The organism is Pleomorphochaeta caudata, from assembly GCF_055395745.1.
Genome location: NZ_AP042458.1, coordinates 2,078,765 through 2,094,187, shown reverse-complemented (window position 1 = coordinate 2,094,187; position 15,423 = coordinate 2,078,765). Strand labels below are relative to the sequence as shown.

Genomic DNA, 15,423 nt, shown 5'->3' with positions numbered 1-15,423 from the left:
TAATTAAAATAAAAAGTTTTATTTATAATATCTGTCTAGAACAGTATTAATTGATTGTTCACCTTTAGCTAAAGCTTCATCAAAACTTAATTCACCATTGATAACACCATCGATTAAACCATTGAAACCTAATGCTTCAGCAGCACCATAACCTCTCCATTCACTCCAACCTTTTGTGAAAGAAGTTGTCATATTGCTAGCAGCTTGTTCTTTAAGAATATACATTTCAGCAGGTTTTTGATTAGGATCAGCAAAAGCATCAGATTCAGTTAATGCTTCGTATGAAGGAATCTTACCAGCCATATACATATCAAGAGATAAACCAGCACCAGCTACATACTTTGTGAATTCCCAAGCTTCTTGAGGATTCTTTGTATTAGGAGCAATTGAATAAGAGTCAGCCCAAGCATAAGTTATTGGATTTGTTGTACTAGGACCTGTAGGAATCTTTGCAATACCCCAGTTCATTGAAGGATCAGCAACGTTTCTGTTATTATCAATATTCCAAGAACCATCAACCCACATTGCTGCAATACCTTGAGGGAAGATATCTTGTTGTCTATAAGAACTCATATCTTTTTGAGATGGAGCACTCTTATCAACTAATACTAAGTTTGTTAACATTTTTAATGCTTCAATAGCAGCAGCATCTGGTTCAAACTTCATAGTATCACGATTTAATAAATGTCCACCATTTGCATATACCCAAGATTCAATTTGTGCATAACGACCATAGAACCAGAATCCATATTGATCAATTTTGCCATCATTATCTTTATCAATTGTTAAAGCTTTAGCAGCTGATCTAAAGTCATCCCATGTCCAATCATCTGTTGGATATGCAATACCTGCTGCATCAAAAGCATCTTTATTATAATATAAAGTTGTTGTTACTAAAGCAAAAGGAAGTGCATAGTAATGATCTGTAGCACTAACATCTCTAACAGCATCTAATAAAGCTGGGTAGAATTCTTCTCTAGTATTATCTGAATTAATGAAATCATCTAATTCTAAAACTAAACCATTTTCTGCCCATTCTTCTAAAGTACTAGAACTCATAGTAAATACATCTGGTAATTTATTTTGGTTAGCTAAGATTCTAATCTTTGTCCAATACTCTTTAGTACTAACAATTGTATTGTTAATAGTAACATTAGGATGTGTTGCTTCATAAGCAGCAATAATTTCCTGATTTTTTTCTTGCATATCAGGGTCCCAAGTCCACCATTCTAATACTACAGGTTCGTCAGAACTTGCACTGCTTTCTTTTTGACCATTAGCAAAAACACAAGTTAAGCTTACAGAAAAAACAACTAAAAATGCAATTAAAATTTTCTTCATTTTCTCTCTCCTTAAAAAATTTTTAATACTTGAAATTTTAAATATATATAAACTTTCGTCTGGTTCCATTATATAATTTAATCAACAAAATGCAACAACATTTAAAAAATGTTATCAAATTGTCATATTTTTCCATATAAAATTCCAGAAATCACTGCAGTAAGGGGAGCAGTAAGCACTAATCCAAAACTACCTATTATTGTGTTCAAAATCTCAGAACTTACATAATTTAAGTTTAATATTTGAAGTAACGGCGTCCCTTGAGCTAAGAAAACTAACAAAAGTCCCATATAACTACTAGAGTAAGCTAACAATAAAGTAGTTGTCATTGTACCAATAACTGTTCTACCTACCCTTAACCCGGAGAGAATTAATTGAGTTTGAGTTAAATCTTTATTATGTTTATGAACTTCTTCAATACTTGTTGCAACATCCATCGATATATCCATTAAAGCGCCACTTGCTGCCATAAAAATCCCAGCTATAAAGATCTCCGTTATATTAAGATTTGCATAACCACTATATAATAAGGATTCCATAAAAGGTTTTACAGCCCCACTAATTTTTAAGGCTCTAGTAAAAATATAAGCTAATAAGCAAGTTACTAAAATACCACTTACTGTACCTAAAAAAGCAGCTATTCCCTTAATAGAAAAATCTCCAATCAAAAACAGAATTACAAAGGATAAAACAATTACTACTATTAAAGATACCATAATTGGATTAAAACCTAATAAAAACAATGGTAATAATACTTTAAATATCATAAGAGCTGAAAAACAGAATGAAATTAATGCTTTAAAGCCTGTCCATCCAGCAAAAATCAATAAAAAAGTTCCAAAGATAACCATAAGCATTATTTCAATATTTATTCTATAAACACCTACTAAAGTAACACTTTTAAGATTATTTTCTACAACATAAGGTGTAATTAAAACTTTCATATCTTTTTCATAAACTGTATCAAGTTCCATTTTACCCATTAAATGATTAACACCCTTAACAATTTGATTTTTATAAGGGCCATTTAATATTTTAACTTCAATACTTTGATTTCCTACTTTTGCAATTCCATATTGTTCTAAATTTAAATTATCAACACTAACCACCTCAGCTTTATAGGCTTTAGGTGATTGTGCTGAATTAAAACGGCTAGGAATAAATACAAGAATTACAGTAATAATGCACAAAAGTATTGAGAATTTTTTACTTAAATTATTATCTTTTATTCTCATATCTTTTTTTTAATTTGTAATACCCATTGCATTATACATGATTGTAAAAATATCTGTGTTATCGAACATACCAGTTACTTTTTCACTATATGGACCAATTGCATAAGTAGCTACTGGAACTGCTGTATGAGAATAAGAAGTAAATGCAACCCCTGCTCTTTGGTTCAAAATATGAGTAATTTCCATGATAAATGGTTCATAACCACCATACAATAAGTAATCAGCAGTTTGTGTACCTTTTATAACTTCACCAGCAATTGATCTCTTTAAAGCATCACTTAATTCTACTTTTTCATTAGCGTTTAATTTAGTTAACCCAAAATAGTTATCTAAATCATCAATTAAATCATTAAGATTACAATTTGCTAAAGTATGGGAAGCTTTATATTTTGAGAAAACATCACTACCATATTTTTCATAAGAGATTTTTTGATTTTGTAGTTGAGAATAAGCACTTTCATACTCAGTTCCAGCAAACCCTAATGTTAATCCACCAGTTTCATGGTCGCCTGTTACAATAATAAGTGTATTTTCTGGATCTCTATTGTAATAATCAATTGCAATTTGAACAGCTTCTTCAAAAGCGATTGTATCATCTATTGCACTAACAGCATCATTTGCGTGACAAGCATGGTCAATTCTTCCACCTTCTACCATTAAGAAGAAACCATCATTATCTTTACTTAAGGTCTTAATTGCCTTATCTGTTAATTGTGCTAAAGTTGGTTGATTAGCTTTATCAATTGCATAATCTAAGTGAGAAGAACCAAATAAACCTACAATCTTATCACCCAATTGTGGATTATAATTTAAAAAAGCTTGAGTATCAGATTCACTTATAAAAGTCTTATATCCCATCTTCTTCATTTCTTCAATTAAATCACGATTATCAGTTCTTTTAGATTTTAAATTACTAGTATTTGTTTTTCCAACAAAATTTCTATAACCACCACCAGCTAAAAAATCTACACCGCTATAAGCTTCATCAACTGCAATGTCATTTTCTGCATCTCTATCAACATTGTTAGCAAGGAAAACCGCTGGAGTTGCATGGGTTACTCTTGTTGTTGTAACTATGCCTGTTGATTTATCTAAATCTTGAGCATAATCTAAAATTGTTTTTAAATTATTTCTATTAGAATCAACAGAAATAGCACCACAATAGGTTTTACTTCCAGTAGCTAAAGCTGTACCAGCAGCAGCTGAATCAGTTATTAATCTATCTTCAGCATATGTTGTTGTTAATCCTTGATGTTCAAAATTTTCGAAATTTAAAGTTGTTAAGAATTGATGTTCTTTTGCTCCTAAATAAGCATCTGTTGTTGCTACTTGTGCAACACTCATACCATCACCAATTAATAAAATAATATTTTTCGCTGGTTTTGATGAAGTTGCAACTTCAAAACTTTGATATTCATTTGTGCCTTCTGCAAATATAGAAAGGCTTACAAAAGTCACTAGCATAAGTAGAATTAATTTTTTTTTCATACCTTATTTTCTCCTAATTTAATCTATTTTCAAATTACAGAGAAAATGTTTGTAAATAACTAAATTCCTATTAAGAATTAATATAATGTATTAAAATTCTGTTAACATATTATCTAGCAAAGGCTTCTTCTATTACCTTATAAGCTCCATCATATACACCAATTTTATTTGCATTTATAATTGCAGTATTCATATTAATTAAACACTCAGGGTTTTCAATTAATAATTTTAGCATATTTATTGTTTGCTCGTATGTTTCACACTCATAAGTACCATCACCAATTTCACTGGAATGTATTGCGCCCCATTTTTCATGACCACCAACTCTTTTTAGTAGTAATTTTGGAATAGGATAAAAAGATAGTTCACTGGGTTTTGTTATTGATAGATCACTTAATCTCATTAAAATATTTGTAGAATAAACTGCACTAAAAATATCTTCATTATAGAAAATATGCATATTATCAGTTACAAAGAAATTTTTTGCTTCATTATATGAGGTATGTCTTTCAATATCTTTAAATTCATTTATAAAATAATTAAACACATTTTTGTGATCACCAACATTAATTAATACTATAGCTTTATCTTTTAAATAATTAATGATGTTTTTATATAACTTAACTTGTGCACCTGCACCACCAACAGTTAATAAAACAACTGGTTTTGTTTTTTGCTTTGCATTTTTAATTCTTTGATTACAGTCATTTTTGATATTACTTACCAATTCATGATCAATATAATGTCCAACCATTTTAATATCATTATCACAAAGATTTACTATATTAGATTGTCCCATATTTCTTAAAGTTCTATAACCAAGATATGCTGAATGAGTTTGAACAGTATGTAATGCTCCTGGAGCAAAATGTAATGCCATTGGCCAGTTATCAGGAATTGCATTAACAACTTTTGTCATTTTTGCTTCATTAGCTACTTGAGCGGGCCAAGCATGAGTGCCTACAAATGGAATATCTTTATCTAAATCATTAAAAATTTGAGTCATAAACTTTGCATTATATAAATCTTTTGCATTATAAGATAATTTAGCAAATCCTACACTGTTTAATGGTTCCCAATAATATTTATTAAATAATTTATTTTTTTGAGATAAACGAGAACCAAAGGAATATAGATTATTTTGATGAGCTATCAATTTAGATCCTGGATAATCACCAAAAGAAGCTAAGTCCATCCAAATCGGCGTTTTATTTAAATATTTTGCGGCACTGCACATTGCAAGAGCAATTCTATAATGACCAAATCCCATACGAATATTACCTATTATGACGGGATTTTCTACTTCTAATTTTAATTTTTTATCGGATAAAATTAAATTATATGTGTATAAATTACTCAAAATCTCATTAGAAATAAGTGATAAATGATATTCTTTATCCTCTTTATCTCCAAATTTTTTTTTATTCTTTTTATATGACTTTATTGCTTTATTTTCATCTTTCTTTGAAATTTGATTTCCAAAAATATCCATTGACTCTATTCCTTAATTTATTTTGACAAATCAAAATAGTGATGATAGTATTACTATCAGCATGAGAGTAATACTATCATTAGCAATTAGGAGCTGTCAATGGAAAGTTATAATTTAACAATGGAAAAATATAAAAACAAAAATATTGAAAAAGTGCTAAAAGTGACTTTTGAATTAACGAGCTCTAAAGGCATACAAAATGTCACATTTAATGAGATTGCTACAACTGCAAAGATTGGTGTTGCTTCAATTTATCGATATTTTAAAAACAAAGATAATCTTATAAGTGAATGTGCAATATATTATTTAAGAAATATCATTAACGATATTATGAGAACAGTTAATTCGATCTCTTTTAAAGAAAAAACTGCTATTGAAGAATTTGAAGAATTATTAAATTTTTATATCAAATACTTTGAAAAACATATTGATTTTTTAAAATTCTTAAACGAATTTGACACCTATTTTACATACAACAAAATGGATAAAAAAATTGAAGAAACATATAACAACTTATTTCTAAGTTTTTATGAGATAGCTCAAAAAATCTTTGATAAAGGCATAATTGATAAGTCTTTCAAAGAAGGATTAGATTTTAAAACTATTTATTTTACAGTAGCCTCCTCTCTTCTTCAAACCTGCATTAAAAGTGCAGTAAGCCCATTAATCATTCCAATTGATAATTTAATAACTACAGAAAACAAATTAAAAACAATAATAGAATTAACAATTAGTTATTGCAAAAGGAGTTAATATGTCACCAACTATTTGGATTTTTGCCTTAGGACAAATGGGTTGGGCAATGCTTGCCGGAATTATTTCTAACTGGCTAGTATATTTTTATCAACCATCTCAAGAGTCAATTGAAGCTGGACAAATTGTTTTTATTCAACAGGGTAATGTTATATTAAAAGTAATTACTTTAATTGGTTTAATAACATTCATTGGAAGAATCTTTGATGCATTTAGTGATCCCTTAATTGCAAATTTAAGTGATAAATCAAAGAATCCGAAAGGAAAAAGAATTCCATTCATGAAAAAGATTGCAATTCCTTTTTCAATTGTTACAACTTTAGTATTCTTTGCTCCTAAAAAGGCAATTTCTTCAATTAACTTTTTCTGGCTTTTGATAATGCTTTTAGGGTTTTATTTATGTATGACAATATATTGCACACCATACAATGCTCTTATTCCGGTTATTGGACATGATCAAAAAAGTAGAATTGCTGTTAGTACTGCAATCTCCTTAACTTTTATTGTTGGTACTTCTTTAGCATATATTGCTCCTGTTATTTGGAATATGCTATCAAACTCTTTTTCAAGAGTAACTGCAATGAGAATAACTTTTGGATCCTTATCTATTATTGCTTGTATTTTAATGTTAATACCTACATTTTTCATTGATGAAAGAAAATTAAAACAAGTAGAATCAAACAATGAAAATGCACTGGAATCTTTAAAAACAACTTTTAGAAATAAAGATTTTAGAACTTTTGTTTATAGTGATGTTTTATATTTTACTGCATTAACTATTTTCCAAACAGGATTACCTTTTTTTGTAGTATCTTTAATGAAGCTTGAAGAAAGTCACAGTGCTACTCTATTTGTATTAATGACTGCTTTATCGTTATTATGGTATCCACTTGTTAATATTTTAGTCCCAAAAATTGGTAAGAAAAAAATGGTAATAACTGCTTTTATAATATTTGCTTTTGATTATATTCTTACCGCTTTATCTGGGATTATAGGATTTGGAGGACTTGCTTGGGGTATTTTAATTGTTGCAATTGCTTCAGTCTCTATGGCTATTTTAGGAATTCTTCCACAAGCTATGGTTGCAGATGTAGCCCAAGAAGATGAAATAAATACCAAGAAAAATAGAAATGGTATGTTCTTTGCTGCTAGAACTTTCGCCTTTAAATTAGGACAATCTCTTGCTATGCTTATTTTTACAGGCTTTGCAGCAAAAGGAATTATTGGCTATAGACTTGCAGCAATTACTGCAGCAATTCTATGTATTTTAGCTGGAATTGCCCTAACTAGATATAATGAAAAAAGAATATTAGAAACTTGCTTAAGTAACCAATAAAACTAGTATCACTAAGAAATAATATTCTTAGTGATACGCTTTTCAATTTTTAAATATTAACTGCATCTGATATGCAATGAATATGTAATGGAGATAATAATTTTAGACCTTGAGCCATCAAATTACCGTCTTTTTCTCCATAAGTTGAATATTTATTAATTAAATAAGCCTTATATAAATTAAAGGTTTCTTCATCTAATTGACTTTTATGTTTTTTCATTGCTTCTAGTTGAAAATCAATTTCCATTTCAATATTAACAAAAGTATTAGGATTCTCAGTAAAATAATAACCTATGCACTTAACTTCAAAAGGTGCCCCTTTTGATTTCTCAGGATAATGAGCTAAAGAACAACTTAAAACAGCTTGAGATACAGCCTGTCCAACATAAATATGATCTAAATGAGCTTCATATCTAGTATATGGGTCACATACAAATACATAATCTGTTTTTAATTCTCTAATCAATTTAGCAATCTTATAACTTAATTTTCTTGGGCTTTTAATCGTTCCATCTTTATAATTAAAGAAATGAAAATTCATTACCCCTAAAACTTTTCCAGCCTCTTTTGCTTCATTGTGTCTAATTTCAACTAATTCATTTAAATCTTGATTAACATCCTTGGTTCCTAAGCGTCCATCAGTGATAGTCAAATAATGAATTTCACATCCCTTATCTGCTAACTTTTTAATTGTTGCACCCATTCCAATCTCATTATCATCACTATGAGGTTGAACACAAAGAACGCATTTTGCATCATCCAAACTTGGAGGATTAAATAGGCTGCTTAACATTTTATTCTGTTCCATAAGACTCTCTCCTTTCAATTAATATTGATTTAATATGATCTAATTCATTTGCTTCTAGTTTATAGAAACAAATTGGAATTATTGCTAATAAAAAAGCTATCGATGGAATTATAAATACCATAAAACTAAAACCACTTTGTAATTTAGGAGTTCTTGGTGCATTTTCAACATATTTAAGTACAACTAAACTTAGACCTAAAATTAATCTAGAGATAGTTGCTCCTAATTTAGTTAAAAAGGTATTCATAGAAAAAACTATACCCTCTGATCTAAAATTATTCTTATACTCAGCATAATCTATTGTATCCATTAACATACTGGTGGTTACTATCATTGCAATTCCACTAAATAAGAAGGATAAGCCAATAAATATTAAACCCAATACTATATTTGAGTAATCAAAAAAGTAAGGTAAAGCACTAACGATAGCAGCAATTATACAAGTAATAATATAAATTTTTCTTTTTGAATATTTTTTTAATAGCAAAGGAGATATCGTCATACCGATTAACATACCAACAACTAATGAGAGCCCAATTAATGTCATATAACTGGCATCACCCCAAGTATATACAGCAAAATAAATTTGAACACTTTGTCTTATGCTATTAATAAAATTTACTATAAATAAAGCGATCATTAATAATAATAAAGGTTTATTATATATAATGGTTTTAATATTTTCTCTAAAAGGAACTTTTTCTTTTTGTGGAATAATCCTCTCTCTTGCAAAAATTCCAGTAATAAACATTAAAACACAACCAATTCCAGCAAATATGAGAGCTAGATAAAAATAAGCATTAGCAGCTCTTTCTCCACCAAATAACTTTAAAATTGGCACAGACAATACTGATGAAATTACAACACCAATCGTAGCTCCAATTTTACCATAAGTTACTTGTTTATCTTTATCTTCAGATTTATTTGAAACTACAGAAGATAATGCCCAAATTGGAATATCACAAGAAGTAAAAATCATTCCCCATAATATATAAGTTATAGCAGCATAAATAATTTTTGAATTTGTTGAAGAAGTAATATTAGAAAAACACAAAACAGTTATTATTCCAATGAAAAAAGAACCAAATAATAAATAAGGTCTAAATTTTCCCCACTTTGTTCTAGTGTTATCTGCAATCATCCCCATAATTGGATCATTTATTGCATCCCATAAACTTGCTATTATAATAATTACACTAGCAATTGAAGCCGGTATCAATAATATATCTGTAAAATAAAACAAGATATACATAGCCATCATGTTATAAATCATGTTTTGGCCTAATATTCCAGAACTATATGTTAGTTTTTCAATAGTCTTAACTTGAGTTTGATTTGGGTCCATTATTTTTCCTTATATTCATATTTTAACACAGAAAATATTATATAAAAGAAAAACTTATTTTATTATTTCCAAGGTCTACCGCGTTTTAACCAATTATTATTTTGCCAATAGGCATAATCAACTTCACTTACACTAAATTTAATTTGCATTAATTTAGATATTCTAAACCATATCCTAATTTTTAATGAAACTTTCTTTTTATTAAAATTTTTATTAACTTTTTTTACTATTTTATTAGTCTTTTTATCAACATCTTCTAAAATTTTAGGATTTATACTCTCATAATTTTCAGCCTGTACCGGTACCCCTATTTTATGAGTTTTTGTAACACCAAAAAATGTAAAAGTTTCTTTTATTTCTTTTAAAGTTTTTTTACATACAGGACCTGCAGCAGTAGCTACAACAATTACCTGTTTATTAAACATTGTCTTCTCAGGTCTATGTATTAAAAACATAGTTGGATAATGATCGAAGAAAGTTTTTAACTGACCTGACATATGAAGAATATATACTGGAGATGCAACAATTATTAAATCTGCTTTTAACATTTTCTCTTTTAAAGGAAGAGTTATATTACTATGAGGACAATACTCTACTCCTTTTTTTACACAGTTCAAACACCCAACACAATAAGGTAATTTTTCTTTATGTAAATTTATCTCAAGAATCTCATCAGATTTAAATTTATTAGCAATATTTCTTGCTATTGTAGAGGAACACCCATTTGCTCTTGGGGATCCATGAATTATTAAAGTAGTCACAACTCTGCTCCTATGTTAATAGGATAATATATATTGGTAAAAAAAACAAAAAAATTACGTTACTAATTGCAACTGTTTTTGTTGCAAATTTTCCATCTGCCCTATACTCAATTGCAAATATTGATGTCATTGTTAAAACACAACAAGCAATTTGTAAAACTAAAACATTTATTGTGTAGTCATCAATTGAAACACCCAAATATACAAACCCTTTATAAACAAAATATGCAAATAATGGAGCTAATATAAATCTAACTAATAAAACGGCTACAGTATCTTTATCTGGGGCAAAATCTTTTATACTCATTGTTCTTATATACATACCAATAAATAATAAAGATAAAGGAGTTGTCATATTAGATACATAGCCTAAAGCTGTATTTAAACTTGGAAAATATTCAATATTCATAATGTTCAATAATAATCCAATAAATAAAGAGATCATAATTGGGTTAACAAACATATTTTTTATTTGAACTAAAATATGTAATCGAACATCACTTGAACCTAGATAAGAAGCATCTTTAATTATGCCTGAAATACCAATAGTTAAAGTAATAAGACTTCCAGCAATAAAACCAAGCATTACTAAGGGAACACATTCCATTCCAAATATCATAGTACAAACAGGAAGCCCTAAGAAAATAGTATTTGACATACTACCCATAAGGGCAAAAGTCCACTGTCTACCTTTTCTAACTTTAATAATTTTAGCTAATAAATAAGTTAGATAATATAATACAATAATAATTAATAGAGTTATGGGTAATAAAATTCCAAAAGATATTAATTCATCATGAGAAACAGAATTTACCATGCTATATAAAAGCATACCAGGCAAACATATATTAATTAATAACTTACTAAATAAATCAATAGCTTTTTTTCCAGCCCAAGGTCTTGGATATATTACAAACCCAATCCCTAATAGGATTACCATAGTAAGGACAACTTCAAGTGCGATTTTCATTTATTAACCCTCAAATTAATTATTTCGCGAATAATAACATAATAAAAAATCTTAGTAACTACTTTTCATTAAAATCTATTATTATTTTTTCTCAATTTACCTGGAGTTGAATCTTCCATTTTCTTAAATACTCTAATAAATGAAATATCACTTGAGAATCCAGATTCTAGGGCAACCTCTTTTACGCTTTTATTTGTATTTAATAACAATTGTTTAGCAAATTCAATCCTCTTTTTATTTATTTGCTGAACAATACCAATACCACAAGTCTCTTTATATATTGTAGATAAATAAGTATTACTTACATTTAATTCTTCACTAATACTATAGAGTCCTAAACTATCATCTTTAAATGATTTATCAATTATTAAATTAACTTTATCAACAATAGTTTTTTGTGAATCATTTGTTTTAGTTTTTCCCTTAATTACAGATAAAAAAGCTTCTTTACTGATTCTAATATTCTTATCTATTTCAATATCAAACTTATCATCATATTGTTTAATCTCTTTAATCAAATTAACCAATAGATATGATGGCATGTACATGTTATTTTGAAAAACAGTATCAATACATTTATGATATAAGGAGATATTTTCTTCTTCAAACGCTTTCTTCAAATCTTGTAATACTAAATTAGTATAATCTGTATAATATTGAATACCTCTTCTATCTCTTAAAAGATATTTACATTGTTGATAGCCATAATATATATCACCAATAGATAAACACAAATCACTTATTTTTAATTGTATATCATTAACTTTGATTGAATTAATTCTTAAAACATTTTCTAATTCTTCAGATATATATTTTTTTATTTCTATATCTTCTTCTAAGTTTATAACTCCAACTAAATTTTTTTCATGTTCTAATAAATAAGTTTGGCACTCAATATCATAAAAAAGTTCATTTTTAAAGCTTTTCAAAAGTTTATTAACTCTCTCATCTTCCGAAACTATTACGATAAAAGATGAATAAGTGAAAATAATATCATATTCTTTTAATAGTAAATTGCACTTTTTTTCTGGGATATAAAAACTTAATAAATTAATTAAAAATAAATTTTGAACATCATCAAATTGCTTTTTAATTCTTTCATCTTTATAAGTTTCTTCTTCTAATAAAGAATCAATTTTTTCATTTATAATTTTAAGTGAATCTTTTGAGTATTTGTTAGGGGATAATTTATATGCCAAATCTCTAAAAGGTTTAAATAACTTCTTACTAGTTCTTAGTGAATATGTTAATGATAAAACAAAGCTAACTATTAATGTTAATACTGTTGCTAAAATAAAATAAATCATACTATTTTGGTAGGATGATATATCCATACTAGTAATTAAATATACATTACTATAAGGCAAAATATTTACATACAAAAAGCTATTTAAATATTTGATTGGGGCAATATCGCTAGAATATTTTTCACCACTTTCTAAGAAAGACGTTATATGATCATTATTATCATTTTCTTTAATTAAAATTAGATTATCATTTATATAAAAACCAATTTCATCGATAAATGATTTATTATCTTCAATCGATAGTCCTGTTAAATCAAAATTAAAAACAGTAATTTGTTTGTAATTTGATTCATTAGCTTTATTTTTTGAAGTGGAAACTCTTGTATAATTTAAAATGTTTTCAAAATCAGGATCATAACTAAAACCAGTATTATTATTTAGTATATAGTATCTCCATTTTTCAAAGCCATTTCTCATATGGTACCCATATTCTACTAAATAAAATTCTTTGAGAGTATAAAATCCACTATTGCAGACAACTAGATCTATTTCTGGATAATAAACAAATAAAGTATCTACAAGTGGATTTGTATTAGTAAAAGAATTTAACCTTATTGAATAATTATATAAATCATCATTTTCTATCTGGCCAGTTATAATTTTTTGATTAGCAGGATCTAAAATTACGGTAGTAGAATAATTTAAAGCATTTTGAAATTGTGTTTGGACAATTGATACTAAATACTCATTTAAGGTCAAAAACTTGTTCTTTTGTTCTTTAGAAATTCTATTAAAAAAAACAATAAATAAAATAGAACAGATGAGAAAGACCAAAATACCTACACTCATCATTGCTTTAAATGTATTGTATCTTGATATACTTAAACCTAAGTGCTTTTTAAACTTCCTCATACTAAGTTAATATAAATTATATTTTATTCATTAATCAATAACAAATTAATCATATTTATATAAAAAGTTGAACTAACTTATTTCTTAAATTGATTAAATATGCACTATTTCTAGGATAATCCTTAAAACTAAATGAAGAAGATTGGCCTTCTTTTATTAGTTCAATTGTTTTATCTCGACCTAGTTTTTCTTCTACTAAATATAGTAATTTTAAATCATTAAAACCTTCAACTTGAACTTCATTTCTAATAGATGATAAAGGACCTGGATATACTAAAAAAGGATCACCTGAGGGGAAAGCACAATTTCCATCAGTTGTAATAAATGGATTAATACTCTCTCTAGAATTTTCACTTTCATAATAATTATATCCCCAATGCAAGAAGCCTTTGATGTTATATAAATACATTAAGACACCCATAATTCTATTTCTTGAAGATTCTAAGGCTATAAATCTATTAGGAACTAGATTTCCTTGAGCTATACAATAATATGTCCATAGCTCTTCAACATTATTAACAAAAGGTTCAATATGATCATTAGATGGAATTGGTATTTCAACCAATTTATTCTCATAAAAAGAATAATCACTCAAGGCATCAATAATATTACAATCTTTTAATAAATCTTTTACTTGATTTTTTGCAATAGAATAACTTTCAAGTGATTTTAGATTTGGTTCATCTGAAATATGGAAATATAATTTATCTTTTGAATAACCAAAATTATCTAAGTTTTCAATTAAAGCTGGGATAAAAGCTTCTAAAAATTTTCTATATTCTTTATCACTTGCTTTTACATGCCAACCAAATTTCTTTTTACTTATATAAGTATTGTTTTCATCTAATTCAGAAACAATAATTTTTGGAGTTGCCATAGCACCCCATTGAGTGAAAAAATGTGCGACTTCAATATATTTTATTCCACATTTTTTACAAATATCACACCATCTTTTTAATTTATCAAAATTGAACTCATATTTATTATTTTTATAAAATACATCAACAAGTTGAACAGTAAGTCTCTCTTTATCAACATCAGTATCTAAAGATGGAGTAAATACTGGTGTTAATAACATATTAATATCGGCTCTATTAGCTGCAAAATCAATATATTTTTCTAACAAAGCCCAATGTTCTTCACTAAAAACATCAACCTTATGATAATTTGCAATACTATCACTATGGAACCACTGTGTATGTTTTATTGGTAATTCTGGTAAAGAACAATCAACAACATTGATTTCAATTTCTTTTTCAAAGAATACTTTATTAGTATCAATTCTCTTACCTGAATTACCTTCAAAAAAGACTTCTTCTAATTTTATTTTTACTTTAGTGTTAATAGTTTTTTCATTCGATTTAAAAACTATCCATAAAGATTTAAATTGATTTGGTAATGGTTTTATTAATCCTTTATTATTTGTTAATAAATCAGGATATAACCCTGGATTTGTATCAATATAAAATCTATCTCTATTTTCAGTAGCTAAATACTCACATTTAACCAAATTAACATCAAATAATTCAAAATCAATATCACCTTCAATGTTAACATTAAAATATCTATTTCTAGCATCAATATCAGCATCAAATAGAGAATACACTAATTGTAAATTTAATCTTTCATTTTTAAACATATTAAATCTACTAGATTTTTCTTCTTTAACTCTTTTAGTTGGAAAGACTTTTTCTAAAGAAGAAGTAAAATAAAATTCATAATCAGCCATTTGTTT

12 protein-coding genes are annotated in these 15,423 nt (G+C 27.3%); 2 read left to right on the top strand and 10 right to left on the bottom strand.

Features of this window, described 5'->3' with window-relative positions; translation table 11 throughout:
* Nucleotides 1-18 precede the first annotated feature (18 nt).
* The 4 genes from ACZ5RS_RS09770 to ACZ5RS_RS09755 form a co-directional block, all read right to left on the bottom strand.
* Nucleotides 19-1,341, bottom strand: a complete 1,323-nt coding sequence (locus tag ACZ5RS_RS09770; RefSeq protein ID WP_464634899.1) for an ABC transporter substrate-binding protein — start codon at nt 1,339-1,341, stop codon at nt 19-21.
* Nucleotides 1,342-1,463: 122 nt separating this feature from the next.
* The gene (locus ACZ5RS_RS09765; protein ID WP_464634897.1) at nt 1,464-2,576 is read right to left on the bottom strand and encodes a YibE/F family protein; all 1,113 of its coding nucleotides are present in this window, start codon (nt 2,574-2,576) and stop codon (nt 1,464-1,466) included.
* 9 nt (nt 2,577-2,585) lie between these two features.
* Nucleotides 2,586-4,064, bottom strand: coding sequence for an alkaline phosphatase (locus tag ACZ5RS_RS09760; protein WP_464634895.1), 1,479 nt, complete (start codon nt 4,062-4,064; stop codon nt 2,586-2,588).
* 109 nt (nt 4,065-4,173) lie between these two features.
* Nucleotides 4,174-5,556 (bottom strand): DUF6937 domain-containing protein, encoded by a 1,383-nt coding sequence (locus ACZ5RS_RS09755; RefSeq protein WP_464634893.1) that lies wholly within the window; start codon nt 5,554-5,556, stop codon nt 4,174-4,176.
* 99 nt (nt 5,557-5,655) lie between these two features.
* Between ACZ5RS_RS09755 and ACZ5RS_RS09750 the strand changes: the two genes are divergently transcribed.
* Together ACZ5RS_RS09750 and ACZ5RS_RS09745 are read left to right on the top strand one after the other, a co-directional pair.
* On the top strand, nt 5,656-6,309 hold the full coding sequence (locus ACZ5RS_RS09750; protein WP_464634891.1) for a TetR/AcrR family transcriptional regulator: 654 nt from the start codon (nt 5,656-5,658) through the stop codon (nt 6,307-6,309).
* A 1-nt stretch (nt 6,310) separates the two neighbouring features.
* On the top strand, nt 6,311-7,645 hold the full coding sequence (locus tag ACZ5RS_RS09745) for an MFS transporter (protein ID WP_464634889.1): 1,335 nt from the start codon (nt 6,311-6,313) through the stop codon (nt 7,643-7,645).
* A gap of 49 nt (nt 7,646-7,694) precedes the next feature.
* Here ACZ5RS_RS09745 and ACZ5RS_RS09740 read toward each other — a convergent pair whose 3' ends face one another.
* From ACZ5RS_RS09740 to ACZ5RS_RS09715, 6 genes are all read right to left on the bottom strand, one after another.
* A complete protein-coding gene (locus ACZ5RS_RS09740) occupies nt 7,695-8,453 on the bottom strand; it encodes a PIG-L deacetylase family protein (protein ID WP_464634887.1) in 759 nt (252 codons plus the stop codon).
* Nucleotides 8,440-9,798, bottom strand: coding sequence for an MFS transporter (locus ACZ5RS_RS09735; protein WP_464634885.1), 1,359 nt, complete (start codon nt 9,796-9,798; stop codon nt 8,440-8,442). The genes ACZ5RS_RS09740 and ACZ5RS_RS09735 overlap by 14 nt, the downstream gene beginning before the upstream one ends.
* Before the next feature lie 62 nt (nt 9,799-9,860).
* Nucleotides 9,861-10,559 (bottom strand): flavodoxin family protein, encoded by a 699-nt coding sequence (locus ACZ5RS_RS09730; RefSeq protein WP_464634883.1) that lies wholly within the window; start codon nt 10,557-10,559, stop codon nt 9,861-9,863.
* Between the two features lie 10 nt (nt 10,560-10,569).
* Nucleotides 10,570-11,529: an AEC family transporter gene (locus tag ACZ5RS_RS09725; RefSeq protein WP_464634881.1), complete on the bottom strand. Its 960-nt coding sequence runs from the start codon at nt 11,527-11,529 to the stop codon at nt 10,570-10,572.
* Nucleotides 11,530-11,597: 68 nt separating this feature from the next.
* Nucleotides 11,598-13,688 (bottom strand): AraC family transcriptional regulator, encoded by a 2,091-nt coding sequence (locus ACZ5RS_RS09720; RefSeq protein ID WP_464634879.1) that lies wholly within the window; start codon nt 13,686-13,688, stop codon nt 11,598-11,600.
* 55 nt (nt 13,689-13,743) lie between these two features.
* The gene (locus ACZ5RS_RS09715; protein WP_464634877.1) at nt 13,744-15,417 is read right to left on the bottom strand and encodes a DUF4091 domain-containing protein; all 1,674 of its coding nucleotides are present in this window, start codon (nt 15,415-15,417) and stop codon (nt 13,744-13,746) included.
* Between the last annotated feature and the right edge of the window lie 6 nt (nt 15,418-15,423).

Bases quoted from the DNA above. Each gene is read 5' to 3' on its own strand.
- ACZ5RS_RS09750 (WP_464634891.1), top strand. From the start codon at position 5,656: ATGGAAAGTTATAATTTAACAATGGAAAAATATAAAAACAAAAATATT.
- ACZ5RS_RS09735 (WP_464634885.1), bottom strand. From the start codon at position 9,798: ATGGACCCAAATCAAACTCAAGTTAAGACTATTGAAAAACTAACATAT.
- ACZ5RS_RS09770 (WP_464634899.1), bottom strand. From the start codon at position 1,341: ATGAAGAAAATTTTAATTGCATTTTTAGTTGTTTTTTCTGTAAGCTTA.
- ACZ5RS_RS09715 (WP_464634877.1), bottom strand. From the start codon at position 15,417: ATGGCTGATTATGAATTTTATTTTACTTCTTCTTTAGAAAAAGTCTTT.
- ACZ5RS_RS09760 (WP_464634895.1), bottom strand. From the start codon at position 4,064: ATGAAAAAAAAATTAATTCTACTTATGCTAGTGACTTTTGTAAGCCTT.
- ACZ5RS_RS09755 (WP_464634893.1), bottom strand. From the start codon at position 5,556: ATGGATATTTTTGGAAATCAAATTTCAAAGAAAGATGAAAATAAAGCA.
- ACZ5RS_RS09765 (WP_464634897.1), bottom strand. From the start codon at position 2,576: ATGAGAATAAAAGATAATAATTTAAGTAAAAAATTCTCAATACTTTTG.
- ACZ5RS_RS09745 (WP_464634889.1), top strand. From the start codon at position 6,311: ATGTCACCAACTATTTGGATTTTTGCCTTAGGACAAATGGGTTGGGCA.
- ACZ5RS_RS09725 (WP_464634881.1), bottom strand. From the start codon at position 11,529: ATGAAAATCGCACTTGAAGTTGTCCTTACTATGGTAATCCTATTAGGG.
- ACZ5RS_RS09720 (WP_464634879.1), bottom strand. From the start codon at position 13,688: ATGAGGAAGTTTAAAAAGCACTTAGGTTTAAGTATATCAAGATACAAT.
- ACZ5RS_RS09740 (WP_464634887.1), bottom strand. From the start codon at position 8,453: ATGGAACAGAATAAAATGTTAAGCAGCCTATTTAATCCTCCAAGTTTG.